The 15,432-nt window shown below is 41.4% G+C and carries 14 protein-coding genes; 13 read left to right on the top strand and 1 reads right to left on the bottom strand.

The features are described from left to right. Positions 1-98: 98 nt before the first annotated feature. The 4 genes from GKZ87_19520 to GKZ87_19505 all read left to right on the top strand — a co-directional run bounded on the left by GKZ87_19520 (position 99) and on the right by GKZ87_19505 (position 4,134). Positions 99-1,712 carry a PTS mannose transporter subunit IIC gene (locus tag GKZ87_19520; protein QSI27527.1) on the top strand — a complete coding sequence of 538 codons (1,614 nt, stop codon included), beginning with the start codon at positions 99-101 and terminating at the stop codon, positions 1,710-1,712. A 19-nt stretch (positions 1,713-1,731) separates the two neighbouring features. Continuing rightward, positions 1,732-2,271, top strand: a complete 540-nt coding sequence (locus tag GKZ87_19515) for a hypothetical protein (protein ID QSI27526.1) — start codon at positions 1,732-1,734, stop codon at positions 2,269-2,271. A gap of 116 nt (positions 2,272-2,387) precedes the next feature. Then, positions 2,388-2,846: a hypothetical protein gene (locus GKZ87_19510; protein ID QSI27525.1), complete on the top strand. Its 459-nt coding sequence runs from the start codon at positions 2,388-2,390 to the stop codon at positions 2,844-2,846. A gap of 223 nt (positions 2,847-3,069) precedes the next feature. Next, positions 3,070-4,134, top strand: a complete 1,065-nt coding sequence (locus tag GKZ87_19505) for a DUF2185 domain-containing protein (protein QSI27524.1) — start codon at positions 3,070-3,072, stop codon at positions 4,132-4,134. 233 nt (positions 4,135-4,367) lie between these two features. On the opposite strand, the gene GKZ87_19500 is transcribed toward GKZ87_19505, so the two are convergent. Further along, a complete protein-coding gene (locus GKZ87_19500) occupies positions 4,368-5,291 on the bottom strand; it encodes a cation diffusion facilitator family transporter (protein QSI27523.1) in 924 nt (307 codons plus the stop codon). Positions 5,292-6,054: 763 nt separating this feature from the next. On the opposite strand from GKZ87_19500, the gene GKZ87_19495 reads away from it, so the two are divergent. The 9 genes from GKZ87_19495 (at position 6,055) to GKZ87_19455 (ending at position 15,431) form a co-directional block, all read left to right on the top strand. After that, positions 6,055-6,429, top strand: coding sequence for a GntR family transcriptional regulator (locus tag GKZ87_19495; protein QSI27522.1), 375 nt, complete (start codon positions 6,055-6,057; stop codon positions 6,427-6,429). Then, entirely contained in the window at positions 6,422-7,315 is an 894-nt protein-coding gene (locus GKZ87_19490; protein ID QSI27521.1) for an ATP-binding cassette domain-containing protein, read from the top strand. Before GKZ87_19495 ends, GKZ87_19490 begins: the two co-directional genes overlap by 8 nt. Next, positions 7,275-8,789, top strand: a complete 1,515-nt coding sequence (locus GKZ87_19485; protein QSI27520.1) for a hypothetical protein — start codon at positions 7,275-7,277, stop codon at positions 8,787-8,789. Before GKZ87_19490 ends, GKZ87_19485 begins: the two co-directional genes overlap by 41 nt. A gap of 145 nt (positions 8,790-8,934) precedes the next feature. Then, positions 8,935-9,138 (top strand): 50S ribosomal protein L31, encoded by a 204-nt coding sequence (gene rpmE, locus GKZ87_19480; protein QSI27519.1) that lies wholly within the window; start codon positions 8,935-8,937, stop codon positions 9,136-9,138. 213 nt (positions 9,139-9,351) lie between these two features. Further along, positions 9,352-9,957: a thymidine kinase gene (locus GKZ87_19475; GenBank protein QSI27518.1), complete on the top strand. Its 606-nt coding sequence runs from the start codon at positions 9,352-9,354 to the stop codon at positions 9,955-9,957. A gap of 249 nt (positions 9,958-10,206) precedes the next feature. Beyond that, entirely contained in the window at positions 10,207-11,790 is a 1,584-nt protein-coding gene (locus tag GKZ87_19470) for an HTH domain-containing protein (protein ID QSI27517.1), read from the top strand. Positions 11,791-11,927: 137 nt separating this feature from the next. Further along, a complete protein-coding gene (locus GKZ87_19465; protein QSI27516.1) occupies positions 11,928-13,550 on the top strand; it encodes a PTS mannose transporter subunit IIC in 1,623 nt (540 codons plus the stop codon). Between the two features lie 11 nt (positions 13,551-13,561). Further along, positions 13,562-14,281 carry a pentose-5-phosphate 3-epimerase gene (locus GKZ87_19460; protein ID QSI27515.1) on the top strand — a complete coding sequence of 240 codons (720 nt, stop codon included), beginning with the start codon at positions 13,562-13,564 and terminating at the stop codon, positions 14,279-14,281. After that, positions 14,253-15,431 carry an iron-containing alcohol dehydrogenase gene (locus GKZ87_19455; protein QSI27514.1) on the top strand — a complete coding sequence of 393 codons (1,179 nt, stop codon included), beginning with the start codon at positions 14,253-14,255 and terminating at the stop codon, positions 15,429-15,431. The genes GKZ87_19460 and GKZ87_19455 overlap by 29 nt, the downstream gene beginning before the upstream one ends. Position 15,432 lies beyond the last annotated feature (1 nt).

The following is a 15,432-nucleotide window of genomic DNA, read 5'->3' as shown; positions in this document are numbered from 1 at the left end:
AATTACCACAATAATAATGCATTACCGTAACTCATTGCATTCTTTTTCAATTTGGCGGACATGCTAAAATGAAAGCGTAAACAAAGGAGGAACAAGCTATGAAAAATATTCAGGCAAAACTTCAGACATTTGCCGGGGCAATGATGGTTCCAATCATCCTGCTTGTACTTGTTGGTTTCTTCGTCGGTATCGGTAGTGCATTTACAAACTACATTCTGCCGGAAGGAAACATCCTGTACAATCTGTTCACTATGATTACCAATTTGGGATTCATGTTCATGAACAATCTGCAGCTATGGTTCGCCGTGGCAATTGCCTTCACTCTTGCCAAGAAGGAGAAGGGATGGGCAGCATTTGCGGGTCTGATCTTATTCTTCTGCTTCATGAGGGGGATCGAAGGATGGGCTGCATTGGAAGGATGGACTGCAGAAACAACTACTGTGGATGCACTGGTAAAAAGCGGTTATTCCCAGCAGGCAGCGCTGAACTTCAACGCATTATGGTCAAGCTCTTTGGGGATCTATTCATACAACATGGGAATCTTCTCCGGTATCGTTACCGGTTTGATTGCCGCAGCACTGCACAACAAATTCGTTGATACAAAGCTGCCGGCGATGTTCGGATTCTTCGCAGGTACAAAATTCGTTATTATCATGGTGGCTCTTGCTTCCATTCCACTGGCTATCGCATTCTACTATGTATGGCCGTATGTCGCAGGTGCTCTGCAGAATATTACAGGCTTTATCCGTACAAGCGGTCTGCTGGGAACCTTCGTGTTCGGTACACTGGATAAGATGCTGCTGCCGTTTGGTATCCACCATCTGATTGCATTCCCGATCGAATATACAAAGGTCGGCGGTACGATGATGATCGACGGTGTGATGTATGAGGGTGTAAAAAACATTATCAACGGGCAGGCTGCAAGCGCAAGTGCAACCGGCTATATCACAAGAAACTTCACAAACGGACGTCTGCTGTTCCAGCTGGCTGGTCTGCCTGGTGCTGCATTTGCAATGTATCGCTGTGCAAAACCGGAAAACAAGAAGAAGGTTGCGGCATTGCTGGTACCATCTGTCTTCACTCTGGCGATGGTTGGTATTTCAGAGCCAATCGAGTATACCTTCCTGTTCGTTGCTCCTGCACTGTACTGGCTGGTATATGCTCCATTATGCGGTCTGTGCTATGTGGCTGCAGAAATCACCAATATTTCCATCAACGGAACAGCGTTATTCTTCATGATTCCAAACCTGTTCCAGCCGCAGAAGGTACATGCTATGAGTGCATTATGGCTGTTGCCTGTAACCTTTATCGTATACTACTTCGCATTCAAATTTGCAATTACAAAATTCAATCTGAAAACACCTGGTCGTGATGATGAGGGTGAAATCAAGCTGATGAGTAAAAAAGAATACAATGAAATTAAAAATAGCGGCAAGGATGGTGCTGTAGCTTCCGATTTACCGGAGGATGCACTGGAAATCCGTATTATTGAGGCTCTTGGGGGAGCAGACAATATTGAAACGGTAACCTGCTGTGCTAGCCGTCTGCGTGTTACAGTTAAAGACGATTCCCTAATCGCACCGGATTCCAGCTGGAAGAACTATCTGGAAGCAATCGGTGTGGTACGCGGTAAGAATTCAGTTCAGGTCATCTATGGTGTCCGTGTAGTAAATATCACAACAAAGGTGAAAGACTATCTGCATTTAGATTAACAAAAGAGGAGATGAGGGTATGGCATCCATGGCAGGAGGAGTCATTATGAAAAAAAGAGACGTTATCAGACAGAAGAATAAGCTTCGGACAACAGGCAGCTTCCGGTATATGCGCTATGCGAAATACGCTTGTGTTGCTATGATTGTACTGTTTCTGGTTTATGTCGGAGGATTATCCAATCTGAGCGGCAAATCTTATGAGGAATTGATCAGCAAGAGTCCGATTGTGATTACCGGCTTTATGATCTGTACCGCTAATCTGTATGTCTGGTACGTGCTGAAAAATTTCCTGAAGGATTTGGAGGTTCCACAGCATGTAGAAAGCGTCCGTGTAAATCTGCTTCTGATGACTGTCGGACAGTTTGTATTGATGAACTTTATCTCTGCTATTCTGATGATTTTGTCACTGCGAAAGTACTTTTCGTGGGAGTCCTTCTCTTTTAAAGGGGCGCTGAAGGAAATCAGGAAGGAAGGTCAGCTATCTGTACTTGTGATTACAGCAGTTGTACTCATACTCTTTATCTCTCTTGTATTTGGAATATATTTCTCTATTCGTTAATCGCAGCGGTTTTCGGTAATGCCGAAAGCTGCTGTTTTTCTGTATAATATCTTTTCCGTAATGATTTTTTTATAAATTCCTTTCTATGATATTTAATAATAGTATGAGATAAAGAAATCGTTATCGTCGCAAATAAAGAAGGTAAATCAGTTTCTTGTGTAGATACAGTGAAGGTACTGGATTTGACAATCCAGGAAATTGAAATTTTGAAGCGGGGCTTTATTTGTACCAACGTTCAGGAAACAGATCTTGCAGGTCATAGTCAGGATGCTAGCTGGTATAAAACTTTGTTGGAAATTGCAGATGAGAAAATCGGAAGGATTATAAAGAAGTTGAATGAACAGGATATTCTCGTTATAATGGCTGATCACGGAAATGATCCTTTAATAGGGCATAATAAGCATACAAGGGAAAATGTACCTCTTTTGATTTATAAAAAAGGCTTACAAGGTAAAACAATTGGGCTTCGTCATACTTTATCTGACGTTGGAGCTACTGTATGTGAGTATTTTTCACAAGATGCTCCACAAAATGGAACAGCTTTTCTCTCACTTCTAAGAAATGGTGATAATTAAGATTTATGAAATTAGATGAAGTATCTCAGCCATTGTATGGATTGTGATATTTTATATTACTCTTATTGCTCAAATTTGTATGAAATATTTATTTTACAGTTAACCAAAATATATAATATGAATAGGTGATAAAGCGTAATGTGTATTCTTTTAGTTCCGGCGTTTCCCTGTAGAGTAAACTGTTGTATAATAGTCATATTGATACGATGAGGAGACGAAGATTATGTCACAGAAAAAAATAACGTATATCAAGCTGCTGCATCAGCTGGAAAAAAAGATGAAAAACAAACGAATGGAAGGGAAAATCGCTATTCAAAGAGAAGAATTTGAAATCCTGCTTTCCGGAATACCTTCCATTTTGAACGGCTATGATCTGGTAAAGCTTGAGGTAGGGGAAAAGATAAACCGTGAGGCTCTGCGCAAGCATTTAAAGGAACAGTTTGAAATCACTGATACAGACAGTGCAATTAAAGCAATCAAAGCCTTTTTGAATGATAATGTACAATGGCAGTATGAGCAGTTTCTGGGCTTCTGGAAGGATGATCCTCAGTTTGATTTAGAGGAGCTGGATGAGAAAGCAAGACTGTTCTTCGAGGGCTGTAAAACATTCGCAAAGCAGTTTTATCCCTTCCTGAAGGAGCAAGGCTTTGCCGCCTTTGATTATGGAGAATGCGTCCGTATGATCCGGGAATGCTATGCGGTCGATATTCTGGATCGGGAAACGGTAGAAATGATGCTGCAGGATATCGGAACCCGGGCATTCCGGCAGTTTGACAGCTGGGAGGAATTTGCAATCAGCTATCTTTGCGGTGGATGCTACTTTATGTTTCGTAGCTCCGGTATGAACAATGATTATGGGAGCATGATGTTTCAGAATGAACTGCAGGCAATCGAAAAGCTCTTTTTTGAAAGCAGAACAAATGTATGGAATCGGTACTCCTGGCTGGAGGGTAAGAAATATTTCCCGGGAATTAAAGAGGGGAAAAAGCTCATTGAAAGCACCCTTGGCTGCTTTGTGACGGATCGTGTCAGCATCGATCAGGATAAAATCTGTTATATGGTACGCGAGGAGCCTTCCAAAGACAATCCGGACAGCGGCTGGAGAATCTTCGCAGGGGATGAAACACAGGAGTATATCGATGACATTGATCACACACAGGTATTCTCTTTGAATACCGTATGCAATTATGATCCGGATATAATTCCCTTTCTCGAAGAACCAATCGGTACGGTAGTTATCCGTAATGCGGAAGGAAAGCTCGTCAAGGAAGAAAAACAGGAAGGATAGAACACCTGCTTCACCATAAAAGGAGGCAGTGCAATTTTATATACTCTACAAGAAAAAGGGATTTGAAAGGATTCCTTTTTTACGTAATATGTGTTTTTACCTATAACAGAACAGGCATATCGTTTTTTCTTATCCGCCTTCTTCATTGTTAAGCTGATAAAACCCCTGTTTTTACTCAAGCAGGGGTTTTCTGTTATTTATCATAGTTTTATAATCTTCGAAAGCTGGCTTCTTTATTCATTTGCCGGATTAACGTGGATCATGATGTGCTTTATCTCAGGGAAATTAAGCTCAACATCCTCATGTACAAGCTCAGCAACCGCATGTGCATCACGCAATGATTTATCGCCGTCTACCGAAATTTCCAAATCAATAAAGACCTTGTTGCCAAACATTCGGGAATGCAGTAAATCTACAGAACGTACATCCTCTTTCTCAGCTATATAGTGAGTTAACTGATTTTCATAAGCTTCACCGCATGAGGTATCCAGCATTTTCATCAATGCGTCCCTTAAGATATCATAGGCAACCTTTAAAATAAACAGACAAATCACTACGCTTGCTACAGAATCCATAACCGGGAAGCCAAGCATGGCGCCGGCGATGCCTATGAAAGAGCCGATGGAGGAAATCGCATCGGAGCGATGGTGCCACGCATCCGCCATGAAGGCAGAGGAATTTATTAGCTTTGCATAATATCTTGTATACCAGAACATAGCTTCCTTTCCAAGGATGGAAACAACTGACGCAGCAAGGGCAATCAATTTGGGTATTGCAAGAGTCTCATAGTTATTTGCTATAATGTTGTCTACTCCGACTCTGCCAACTCCCAGACCTGTTGCCATAAGCACAAGACCTAAAAGCAGAGAAGCGACGCATTCCATACGTTCATGTCCGTAAGGATGTGCCTCATCCGCAGCTTTTTTGGAAACCTTGACACCAATCCAGGCAATCAAGGTAGTTAATACATCTGAAAAAGAATGGATAGCATCGGAAATCATTGCACCGGAATTACCGATAACACCGGCAAACAGCTTAAAGCCGGATAATACCGTATTACCAATCAGGCTAATCAACGACATTTTTCGTATAATCAATGCTTCCCTTCTGTCTGTGATACCAACTGCCATTTCATATGGCTTCTTTTCCGTTGTCATAAAAGAGTCCTCCTAATTTCGTTTTACGAAAATTTTCCATCTCTTATGGCACTTCACTGAGAAAGCAATTCCTCAAATGTATAAAAAAACATCTGTGGAATATACAACTGTCCCACAGATGTGCGTGTAATCATCTGTTGCCGCTTTCGCAGCCCGGCTGCATGACTGCTCTGGTCATTGCCTGCTCAGTTTGTACTGTTTTATCTCGCATTCATAAGAATGTAATGCAGTGCAAAGAGGTATTAAATTTATACCATATGATATGCACTATGTCAAGAAAATGTGCTATCCAGCAAGTAAATCTGTGATTAGACATTAAGACATATATAATAAGGGCTTTTGTTCAATGATATCACTAATTATAAGGGTTATAAAATTAAAAAATGCCCGTATGCAACAGCGACACTATGTAAGTCTGTTGCATCTGCTTTTCTTTGTGTTTTATGGATTTGGATACTGTACAGGGAAGCCTGCTGTAAAGGTCTGCCTGATTACGATTTACCGGAAACACTGTTATGCAAGTGTGAAAAACAGGAAGGATGATAGTAATTCAGTATCATAGGGCAGCAGAAAACTGCAGGACTAATAGTATTTTCTGTTTGTTGCTTTTTATTTATTGTCAGTTCATGCCGCGAAAGTAACTAATTATCCTCCATAACGTTTCATAAAGCTTACAGGTGTATCCTTTTTATATTGACATCTTATGGATATCATGATACTGTATTACTGTAGTTAGTACACTAATACACTGGAGGTGCAGTTGATGTTTGTAATTGACACACAAAGCAAGCTTCCGATATTTGAACAATTAAAAAAGCAAATACTGGAGTTTATCACGATTGGTATTTTATCACCAAACGACAAGCTTCCCTCTGTTCGTGCCATGGCATCACAGATTGGTGTAAATCCCAATACCGTTGCCAAAGCCTATCAGGAGCTGGAAGAGCAAGGATATATCTACTCGGAGAAAGGGAAGGGATGCTTTGTGGCAGACAATGAATCCGATAAGCTGATACGGGAGGATAAACTAAAGGATTTTAAAGGTACAGTTGCCGATATGAAGCAGCATCATATCGAAAGAGAGGAGCTGTACAAGGCGATTGATGCAGTCTATGAGGAGGGAACAGATCATGCTTAAAATCAGGTCACTGACGAAGAAGTTTAGAGATAAGGCCGTGCTGATGGATGTGAATCTGGATATTCAAAGTGGCAGTGTATTCGGTCTGATTGGCCCTAACGGCTCCGGTAAATCCACACTACTGAAAATTATGGCGGGTATCATGAAGCCCGATTTGGGATGTGTTTGTATCGATGATGAAAAGGTGTTCGACAATCCAGAAGTGAAGCGTGATATTCTGCTAATAAGCGATGACCCGTTTTATTTCTTCAATGCAACGCTTAGGGATATGAAAGAATTTTACCGTGTATGGTATCCGGGGCTCAGTGATGAAATTTATGAGAAATACCGTGCCATCTTCAAGCTGGATGAAAATAAGCCGCTGAAAAATTTCTCCAAGGGTATGAAACGGCAATCCTTTATCGTACTTGCGCTTGCCATCTCACCGAAATATCTGTTTCTCGATGAGGCATTCGACGGGCTTGATCCGGTAATGCGCCTTACCTTTAAACGAGCAATCAGTAGAATGATTGAAGAAAAGGAAATGACCGTCATCATATCCAGTCATAACCTTCGGGAGCTGGAGGATATCTGTGATACCTTTGGTATTTTAGAGGATTATAACATTCGGACGGCAGGCTATGTGGATGAAACAAAAGAAAATATCCATAAAATACAGCTTGCGTTTCAGGAAGAAAAAAGTGAGGACGATTTCAAGGCTTTGGATTTGTTGTCGATGCATATCCAGTCACGGGTTGTGAATCTGGTTGTTAAGGGAGATATTGAAAAAATCAAAAACTATCTGAATACGATGAATCCTTTAATGATGGAAGTTCTGAATGTCAATCTGGAGGAAGTCTTTATTTATGAAATGGAAAAGAAGGGGTATGGTGTTTATGATGAATGATTTAAAAGCCTATCTGCGCTATTATATAAATAGCAATAAACGGCAGTTAATACTGGTTTTTATTATTTTGTTTCTGATGATGCCGTTCTTTACCTTTAATTATTTCGGGCTTCCACGCAACCCCTATTCTGAAGATACATTTTATACGGGCTTTATCGCTCTGGGAGCTGCAGCCTGTGCGGGAGGGTGTATCCTGTCCTATCTGTTACCGATTTATAATTTCCGTTATCTGTATAAGAAAAGAAGTCATGAGCTGTACTTCTCCCTGCCAATACAAAGAAAACATCTGTTTTTGTTTAATTATATCAGCGGTTTGATTGTCTTATATGTTCCTCTGCTGATCAACTATCTATTGGGGTATCTGGTTATGCTGGGCTTTGGTTACAGAGCAAGGCTGCTGCATATGGCAATTCCCCTGCTATTTTTCCTGGGGCTGTCCCTGCTGCTTTTGATTCAGTATTCCATCTTCACCTTTCTGAGTGTAAAATGCAATAACCTGATTGACAGTATTCTGGTTAATGGCGCATATGTTGTCATGCCGTTTATTGTCATAGTGGCAGCGGCGATTTTCTTTAGTAATCAGATAACGACAATTCTTGGAAATATTGGTGTATCACCAAATGAATTTATAAACATGGGATTGATTCAGATACTGCTTTCTATGCCGAGTACCATCTATGCTTTTCTATTTACCACGATGCAAGCCTTGGCAACAGACATGTTTCGAGCAGATAACCTGATCAATACCTTTAACTGGCTATACTTTCTATATTGGGGAATCATAGGCGTCCTCTGCTTCTGGTTTGGATGGAAATCCTTTGTGGAAAGAAAGCCAGAGGATGCGGAGCAGCGCACGGTCTCCCTGTTTGGCTACCCGGTGATTATCACTGTAATCACCTTCTGTATGATACTATTTGTTATGAATATCGATGGCGGTGTGATTGTGCCAAGTCTTATCATCCTGGTTGCCTACTTCTGTATGATTTTCTTCTCAAATCGTAAAATACAGATAAAAAAGCTTCATGTAATCGTATTTGCATTGCTCTATATTGGAACCTTCGGCTTTAGCTATTTGTATACACAGACAAAGGGGCTGGGTATGGTAAAGGAATTCCCTTCTCTGGCAGAAGTAAAGGAAATTGAATTCGATGTGCATAATTACATTATAGAGGATGATAACGGCATGCGGTTTCATGATACCAAGAAAAAGGAATATTATGATGGCTATAGTACCGTCATTCAGGATACAGAATCTATGCAGTTTATGCAGGACGTACAAAAGAAAGCAAGCAAGCTGAATGTAGAGGAGTATTATGATGAGTCTTATAATGTTACAATAACCTATATTAAGCAAAATAAATCAAAGGTTTATCGCAGGTACACACTTAAAGTGAATAAAAAGAATAAGGACTATCTCCAAAAGCTGATGGATGAACTGAAACATACAGAAAAGTTCACTGGTTTTAAGAACTGACGGGAAAGCTGAAATTCAAAAATGCCTGTGTGGGAAATCTACATGATTTTACAAAAAACCTATTGCTTTCGCTGAAACTTATTGTTATAATTATATAGCACTTACTTTGAACCCACCTGAGGTTTAAGGCGGAAGGAGAGTTAAAATGAAAAAAGGAATTCATCCAGAGTACCACCGTATTATGGTAAAATGTACTTCTTGTGGAGCTGAATTTGAAACTGGTTCAACAAGCAAAGAGCTGCGTGTTGATACTTGTTCAAACTGCCATCCATTCTATACCGGACGTCAGAGATTTGCTGCTGCACAGGGACGTATTGAAAAATTCAATAAAAAATACGGACTTAAATAACAACAATAACAATGGAAGAGAGGCTGTCGCCTCTTTTCTTTTACAAATCCGTCTATAGCATACACTGAAGATTACCAGAGAATGGATAAAAAATGTTAAAAGGTCAGATTTTAGGATGAAAGAAAATGTAAGCTAAGTAACAGATGTAAATTGTACATACGGGAATCACTTTATGATATAATACAAATCGTAATGTTAGTGAGGAGTGTCGTTATGTATCAGCAGTATAAGGAAGGCTGGCTGGAGGTTATATCCGGCTGTATGTTTGCAGGAAAGACAGAGGAACTGATTCGCCGGATCAAGGTACTGGAATATGCGAAAAAAAAGATTGCCGTATTCAAGCCAAAGATTGACGATCGCTACAGTGAGGATTGTGTTGTGTCACATTGCGGAAGCACAGCGAAAAGCTTTGTGATATCCCGTGCACACGAGATTTTTGATTACATAGATGACAGCTATGATGTGATTGCAATCGACGAGGTACAGTTTTTCGATGAGGAGATTGTAGAAATATGTGATTACTTTGCGGATCATGGTAAGCGTGTTATGGTTGCGGGATTAGATATGGATTTTCGTGGTGAGCCATTCAGTGTCATGCCACAGCTGTTTACACATGCGGAATTCGTGACAAAGCTGACAGCGGTATGTACAAAATGCGGAGCGCCTGCCACAAGAAGCCAGCGTCTGATTGATGGAAGACCTGCCCGTTATGATGATCCGATCATTCTGGTTGGTGCAAGTGAGCAGTACGAAGCCAGATGCCGCCATTGTCATGAGGTTCCGGGGAAGAAAATTATACATGATCATAAGCAGGAGTAACCCCTGCATATAAAAATTTGGAAAGAGACTGGATGCAGCTGTAGAATTCTATAAAGGATTCCGCGATATGGTATTCAGTTTTTTTATTTAATCAGACGAATATCGAGAATTAAGGTAAAAAGGCTTTTGAGGTTGGGCTGTACTTATGATAGTCTTCTTTTTGATTCAAAGAGATCGAAGACATATTTCTTTTTGATTCATACAGGCTGCTATTTCGTTGTTTCATCCTTATACAGGAAATCTGTTATAATGGAGACGGTGATGGTTATGAAGGAAAAGGAACTGAATAAGCAAATATTACATCTTCTATTACAACAAAAAGAATACATGACAAGTGAAAAGCTCGCCGAAGCTCTCGGTGTATCAAGGAAAACAGTGAATAATTATATGCCGATGGTACATCAGGAGGCAGTGAAATACGGACTTGAACTTATTGGAAAAAAAGGGAGAGGTTTTCTTTTGAATGGTGAAGAAAATTATCGCAGAGCCCTTGCAGCGCAGCTTCGTATGGATATGGAACAGCCTGCTTTTCAGAAGGAGCGTCTTCTTTATTTGCTGCATTTACTTTTGAATGAGGGTGATTTGATCCGCATTAGTGAATTACAGGATATCCTGCATCTTTCCCGACCATCTATTTATAAGATTTGTGATGCTGCGGATTCCTGGCTGTCCACATATCAGCTGCATGTATGTAAATCCAGAACAAGAGGTCTGCGTGTCAGTGAAGGAGAGAAGCGTCATCGTCTTGCCATTGTACAATGGATGAGCGAGTGTGAGAGGTTTCTTGCGCAGCAGAATGGAAATCAAGGTTTTCTGGATACTTTGAAATTGCAAAAATGTCTGCAGTATTATGATAAAACAGACTGGTCAGCTGCGATGGATACTTTAATGAATGAGCTGCAGGAGCAATTATCCGTCACATTTCTGAATACAGATACTGTCTTTTTTAAACGCAGTCTGCAAATCATACTGGTTCGCTATCAGGAGGGCTATACGATCCAGCTTCCGGAAAAACGAATTCACTTGATTCAGCTGATCGATCAGCATCACCTTATAGCCTTTCTGCAGGAATACTGTCTACGTGAATTTCATATCCGTTTGCCGGAAAGCGAAGCGATGTATTTTCTTTCTCTGCTTATTGTAAGTGATTCCTGTCAGGAGCATCTGGAGCTGAATTCCCTTTGTATTACAGAACAGGTGGATGATCAGATTTTACAGCAGCTTTACAGCTATCTTCAGGAGCATCTGGCATTGCACGATGAGCATATCGACCAGTTTTTCACACAGCTGATCCATATTATGCAGCGGGAGCTTGTATACCAGATACATGAAAAGCAGCAGGCAGGTCATGACTATTATGTGGAATTCACCTCACATTTTAAGGTGCTTTCCATATTTGCAAAGGAAATGGCGGATTTGATTATCGAGCACTACGATATCTGCTATTACGATAAATTTGTATATCACCTGACGATTTTGCTGGCAGGGATTGTGGAAAAAGAAAAGCGCCCGCTTCGCTGTATTTTGCTGCATGACTGCAACACCATAGAATTGGAATATCTGCAGATTCAGCTGCAGTCCTATCTGTTATCAGCACAGATTATAGATACGGAAGTAATTCGACAGATGGATAATTGCACATGGAGCAGGTATGATCTCGTATTGTCAAGTGTTCCTCTGCCTGCTTTAACGGAATTACCGGTACTGGTGATACCCAAATGTATGAATTACCATGATATCGTATACTGTAATAAGCAGATACATGAATACTTTCAGAAGCTGAATTTCCACAGATTGGTAAAGGATCCGCGTATGCAGTTCCCACAGCTGTGATGTAAAAAATTACTCTTGTTGAAAAGACAATTCCCATACATCCGGGTCATTGTCTTTTTTTTATGCAAAATCTATAATAAATGTGCGTAAGCGCTTACCGTTTTGTGTATCAGTGAAAGAAAAGAGGAGAAGGAACAATGAAAAAATATCTATCCCACTTTACCGGAAGCTTCCAGTATGTTGCGGGCGCAATGATGATTCCCATCATCGTGCTTGTCGTCTGCGGACTTTTGATGGGCTTTGCCAGTCCATTTGTCAATTATATATTCACCGCAGGTACTATTCCGCATACGATTGCGCTGATGTTTATGAAAATCGCAAGTATGATAATGGGAAACCTTCCTTTATGGTTTGTCGCAGGGATATCCTTTGGTTTATCAAAAAATAATAAAGGCTATGCAGCATTTGCCGGTGTATTCATGCTGATGTGTGTGAATACGATTATCTCGGTTAATGCGGGGGCACATGGGTATACACCGGATACTGTCGTACCGGAAGCACTGATGAAAATGGGGATGACATCGGATGCGGCTATCGTATTTTCCAAGCTTTGGACAAATGTCCTTGGCGTATTCACCTATGATATGAGTATCTTCGGGGCGATCATCTGTGGTGCAACAACAGGTATCCTGATGAATAAATGGGGAGATATCAAATTACCGAATCTGTTTTCATTTTTCGCAGGGCCAAAATTTATCATTTTGATTATTCCCTTTTTTGCGGCGCTGGAGGGTACGATAATCTATTACGTGTGGCCGGTTATCAATGATGTTATTCAGTATGTTGCTGTGTTTATCGGAAAGAGTGGTCTTGTAGGAACCTTTGTATATGGTGTTGTAGACAGAGCTCTTCTTCCTTTTGGAATGCATCACTTAGTAACCTTCCCGCTGCAGTATACCGAGCTTGGTGGAAAGATGCTTGTGGATGGACAGATGATTCTTGGTACGAAAAATATCGAAAATGCTGTCATTGGTTCTGCCACAGCAACTCATTATCTGGTTAGAAATTTTACAAGCGGACGTATTGTAATGAATCTGGGCGCATGGCCTGGTGCCGCTGTTGCAATGTATTTCTGTGCAAAAAAAGAAAATCGTAAAAAAGCACTTGCCATACTGGTGCCTGCTGTATTTACTGCATCCGTTGTCGGTGTTACGGAGCCTATGGAATTTACGGTATTGTTCGCAAATCCATTACTGTATTATCTGGTACATGTACCAATGACAGGACTTGCCTTTGTACTGACCGAGGCGACTAAGGTATCCATTCAGGGCTTTGCATTGATTTTTATGATACCAAACGTATTACAGCCTGCTAAGGTTCATGCGATGTCACTGCTGATTTTAATTCCGCTATATTTTGCTTTATACTTTATCATCTTCCGTTGGGCAATTCTGAAATGGGATATAAAAACACCAGGCAGGGGTACCGACAAGCTGATTAGTAAAAAAGAGTTCCAGCAGAAGGCAGGGCTTCTGGATGATGTCACAAAGCAGAATTCCACAGAGGACGATTTCATCGCTGGTATTGTAGAAAGCTTTGGAGGTGCAGCCAATATGCTGAATGTGGAAAATTGTGCGACAAGGTTACGTGTTGAAGTGAAGGACACTAAACTTGTTGCGGATAAACAGTTCTGGCTGGAAAACCGTGAAGCAATCGGTGTGGTTGTAAATGGCAGTAAATATCAGATTATTTATGGGCCAAGAGTAACCAACATCTGTTCACAGGTGAAGCAATATCTTGAGAAAAATGCAAATAAATAAGGAGGCTTTTTATGAAACATATTAAGATTGCGGCTGGAATGGCCGGTACGTTTGATTATGGAGATGTCCGGGGCAATATGAAGGAAGCACTGGATGCCGGCTGTGATTACTGTCACAGTGATGCTGCGGATATGTACGATTTACAAAATCTGCAGCTGATGGGAGGACACCAGATTATTAAGGCAGTCCGCTCGATAACGGATAAAGAAATCGAGTGTCATCTATATGCCAAGGATTGTGATAAAATCTTTATTGAAAAGATCGCTGCTGCAGGTGCTACTATGCTCATACTGCCGGCAGAACACTTTATCGGGGCACCGCTTGCCTACATTATTAACTGGTGTCATGAATTTGGACTGAAAATCGGCTTGACGATTGGCTGTTATACACCGCTGTGCTTCCTGGATGAATCCATTTATGATATCGATCGTCTGCATATTGTTATTCACGGTGCAGGAAAGCCGCCAAAAGGAGAAACTACCTGGGCGTGGAGAAGAAGTGCATTGGAGCTGGTGAAAAATGCCAGAAAGAAAATAGATGCATGCAATCCGGACTGTGAGTTAGCCGTAGACGGTGGTATCCGGGTGGGCAATCTGGATCCAATCGTTGCCTGTAATCCGGATGTCTTAATTTTTTCCACCGCCTTGTATACCGATCCGGATGGAATTCAAGCTGCGGTGAAAAAATGCCGTGCCGCGATAGATGAAGCGGCAGAAAAGGCAGGCTTGTAATATGGAATTCTTGCACTACCAGCCTACCAGGATTCATTTTGGTCCTGGTAAAATAGAAAAAATCGGAGAGATAGCGCGTGCCTACGGTACCTGCTGTCTGCTGGTAACACCGGAGCCGATTGAAGTGCTGAAGCCGTTGTTTACACATGTCCGTGAGTTATTAGAAGCTGAGGGGATAACCGTCAGTGTATATGATAAGGTACAGCCAAATCCGTTAAGCAGTGCGGTAGAGGAAGCAGTGAAAAAAGGCTTTGACCATCATGTGGACTTTGTTGTAGGTCTTGGCGGCGGCTCTGCGATAGATACAGCGAAAATGGTCGCCTATAATGCCGGAAGCAGAACGATAGACTGGGATGAATTTTTCACAGTGCGCACAGGCTTTCAGGATGATTGTTTCACGCATGAGGGAGCGCTGCCGATTCTGGCAATTCCAACAACCAGCGGAACAGGAAGCCAGTGTACACAGGCGGCAGTTATCACCAATGAGGAAACGCACCAGAAAACTACTGTGTTCCGACAGCAGTTTTTCCCAAGAGAAGCAATCATAGATCCTAAGCTGATGGCAACACTTCCTTATGGTATGAGTGCTAGCACTGCATTCGATGCATTTTGTCACCTGAGTGAATCGTATATGATGAAGCGACTTTCCTGCATCAGTGAACCGATGTGTATCACGGGAATGCGGATGATTGTTGATATATTACCGAAGCTGAAGGAGGATGCCAGATTGGAATACCGGGAACAGCTTGCTGCGGCAGATACCATCGCCGGAATCTGCCTTGCGAATGGAGGCGGAACGATTCCACACTTCTTAGGTGAGATTTTAACCAGCTGGAATACCCGTATCAATCATGGCTGCTCTCTGGCTGTTGTTTATCCAAAATTTATCGAGGAATATTTCGAGGATGCGGAATACCATGAACGATTAAGTGCAATTCTGCAGGTAATAGCACCGAAGATTTCCTGTACTACCAAGGAACAGGCACGTTCTGTCGTAGAGGACTTTTTGAAAAGGGTTGATCTACAATTTACCATATCTGACTTTCAGACAAGTCAGGAACAGTATGAGAGCATGCTGAAGACTGTACGCCAACAAACGCGGTTTCAGGAAACAGAGCGTCTGTTATCCATTTTAAAGGCCTGCTATTGAT

The sequence above is a fragment of the Erysipelotrichaceae bacterium 66202529 genome (assembly GCA_017161075.1).
In the GTDB taxonomy this organism is placed as follows: domain Bacteria; phylum Bacillota_I; class Bacilli_A; order Erysipelotrichales; family Erysipelotrichaceae; genus Clostridium_AQ.
The sequence above is the reverse complement of the archived record's forward strand: the minus strand, read 5'-3'. Positions and strand labels throughout refer to the sequence as shown.

What these genes read in the sequence shown, in the direction of transcription:
- GKZ87_19515 (QSI27526.1), top strand. Translation starts at nt 1,732, where the DNA reads ATGGCATCCATGGCAGGAGGAGTCATTATGAAAAAAAGAGACGTTATC.
- GKZ87_19455 (QSI27514.1), top strand. Translation starts at nt 14,253, where the DNA reads ATGAAGCGGCAGAAAAGGCAGGCTTGTAATATGGAATTCTTGCACTAC.
- GKZ87_19490 (QSI27521.1), top strand. Translation starts at nt 6,422, where the DNA reads ATGCTTAAAATCAGGTCACTGACGAAGAAGTTTAGAGATAAGGCCGTG.
- GKZ87_19485 (QSI27520.1), top strand. Translation starts at nt 7,275, where the DNA reads ATGAAATGGAAAAGAAGGGGTATGGTGTTTATGATGAATGATTTAAAA.
- GKZ87_19465 (QSI27516.1), top strand. Translation starts at nt 11,928, where the DNA reads ATGAAAAAATATCTATCCCACTTTACCGGAAGCTTCCAGTATGTTGCG.
- rpmE (QSI27519.1), top strand. Translation starts at nt 8,935, where the DNA reads ATGAAAAAAGGAATTCATCCAGAGTACCACCGTATTATGGTAAAATGT.
- GKZ87_19500 (QSI27523.1), bottom strand. Translation starts at nt 5,291, where the DNA reads ATGACAACGGAAAAGAAGCCATATGAAATGGCAGTTGGTATCACAGAC.
- GKZ87_19520 (QSI27527.1), top strand. Translation starts at nt 99, where the DNA reads ATGAAAAATATTCAGGCAAAACTTCAGACATTTGCCGGGGCAATGATG.
- GKZ87_19495 (QSI27522.1), top strand. Translation starts at nt 6,055, where the DNA reads ATGTTTGTAATTGACACACAAAGCAAGCTTCCGATATTTGAACAATTA.
- GKZ87_19460 (QSI27515.1), top strand. Translation starts at nt 13,562, where the DNA reads ATGAAACATATTAAGATTGCGGCTGGAATGGCCGGTACGTTTGATTAT.
- GKZ87_19505 (QSI27524.1), top strand. Translation starts at nt 3,070, where the DNA reads ATGTCACAGAAAAAAATAACGTATATCAAGCTGCTGCATCAGCTGGAA.
- GKZ87_19470 (QSI27517.1), top strand. Translation starts at nt 10,207, where the DNA reads ATGGAGACGGTGATGGTTATGAAGGAAAAGGAACTGAATAAGCAAATA.
- GKZ87_19475 (QSI27518.1), top strand. Translation starts at nt 9,352, where the DNA reads ATGTATCAGCAGTATAAGGAAGGCTGGCTGGAGGTTATATCCGGCTGT.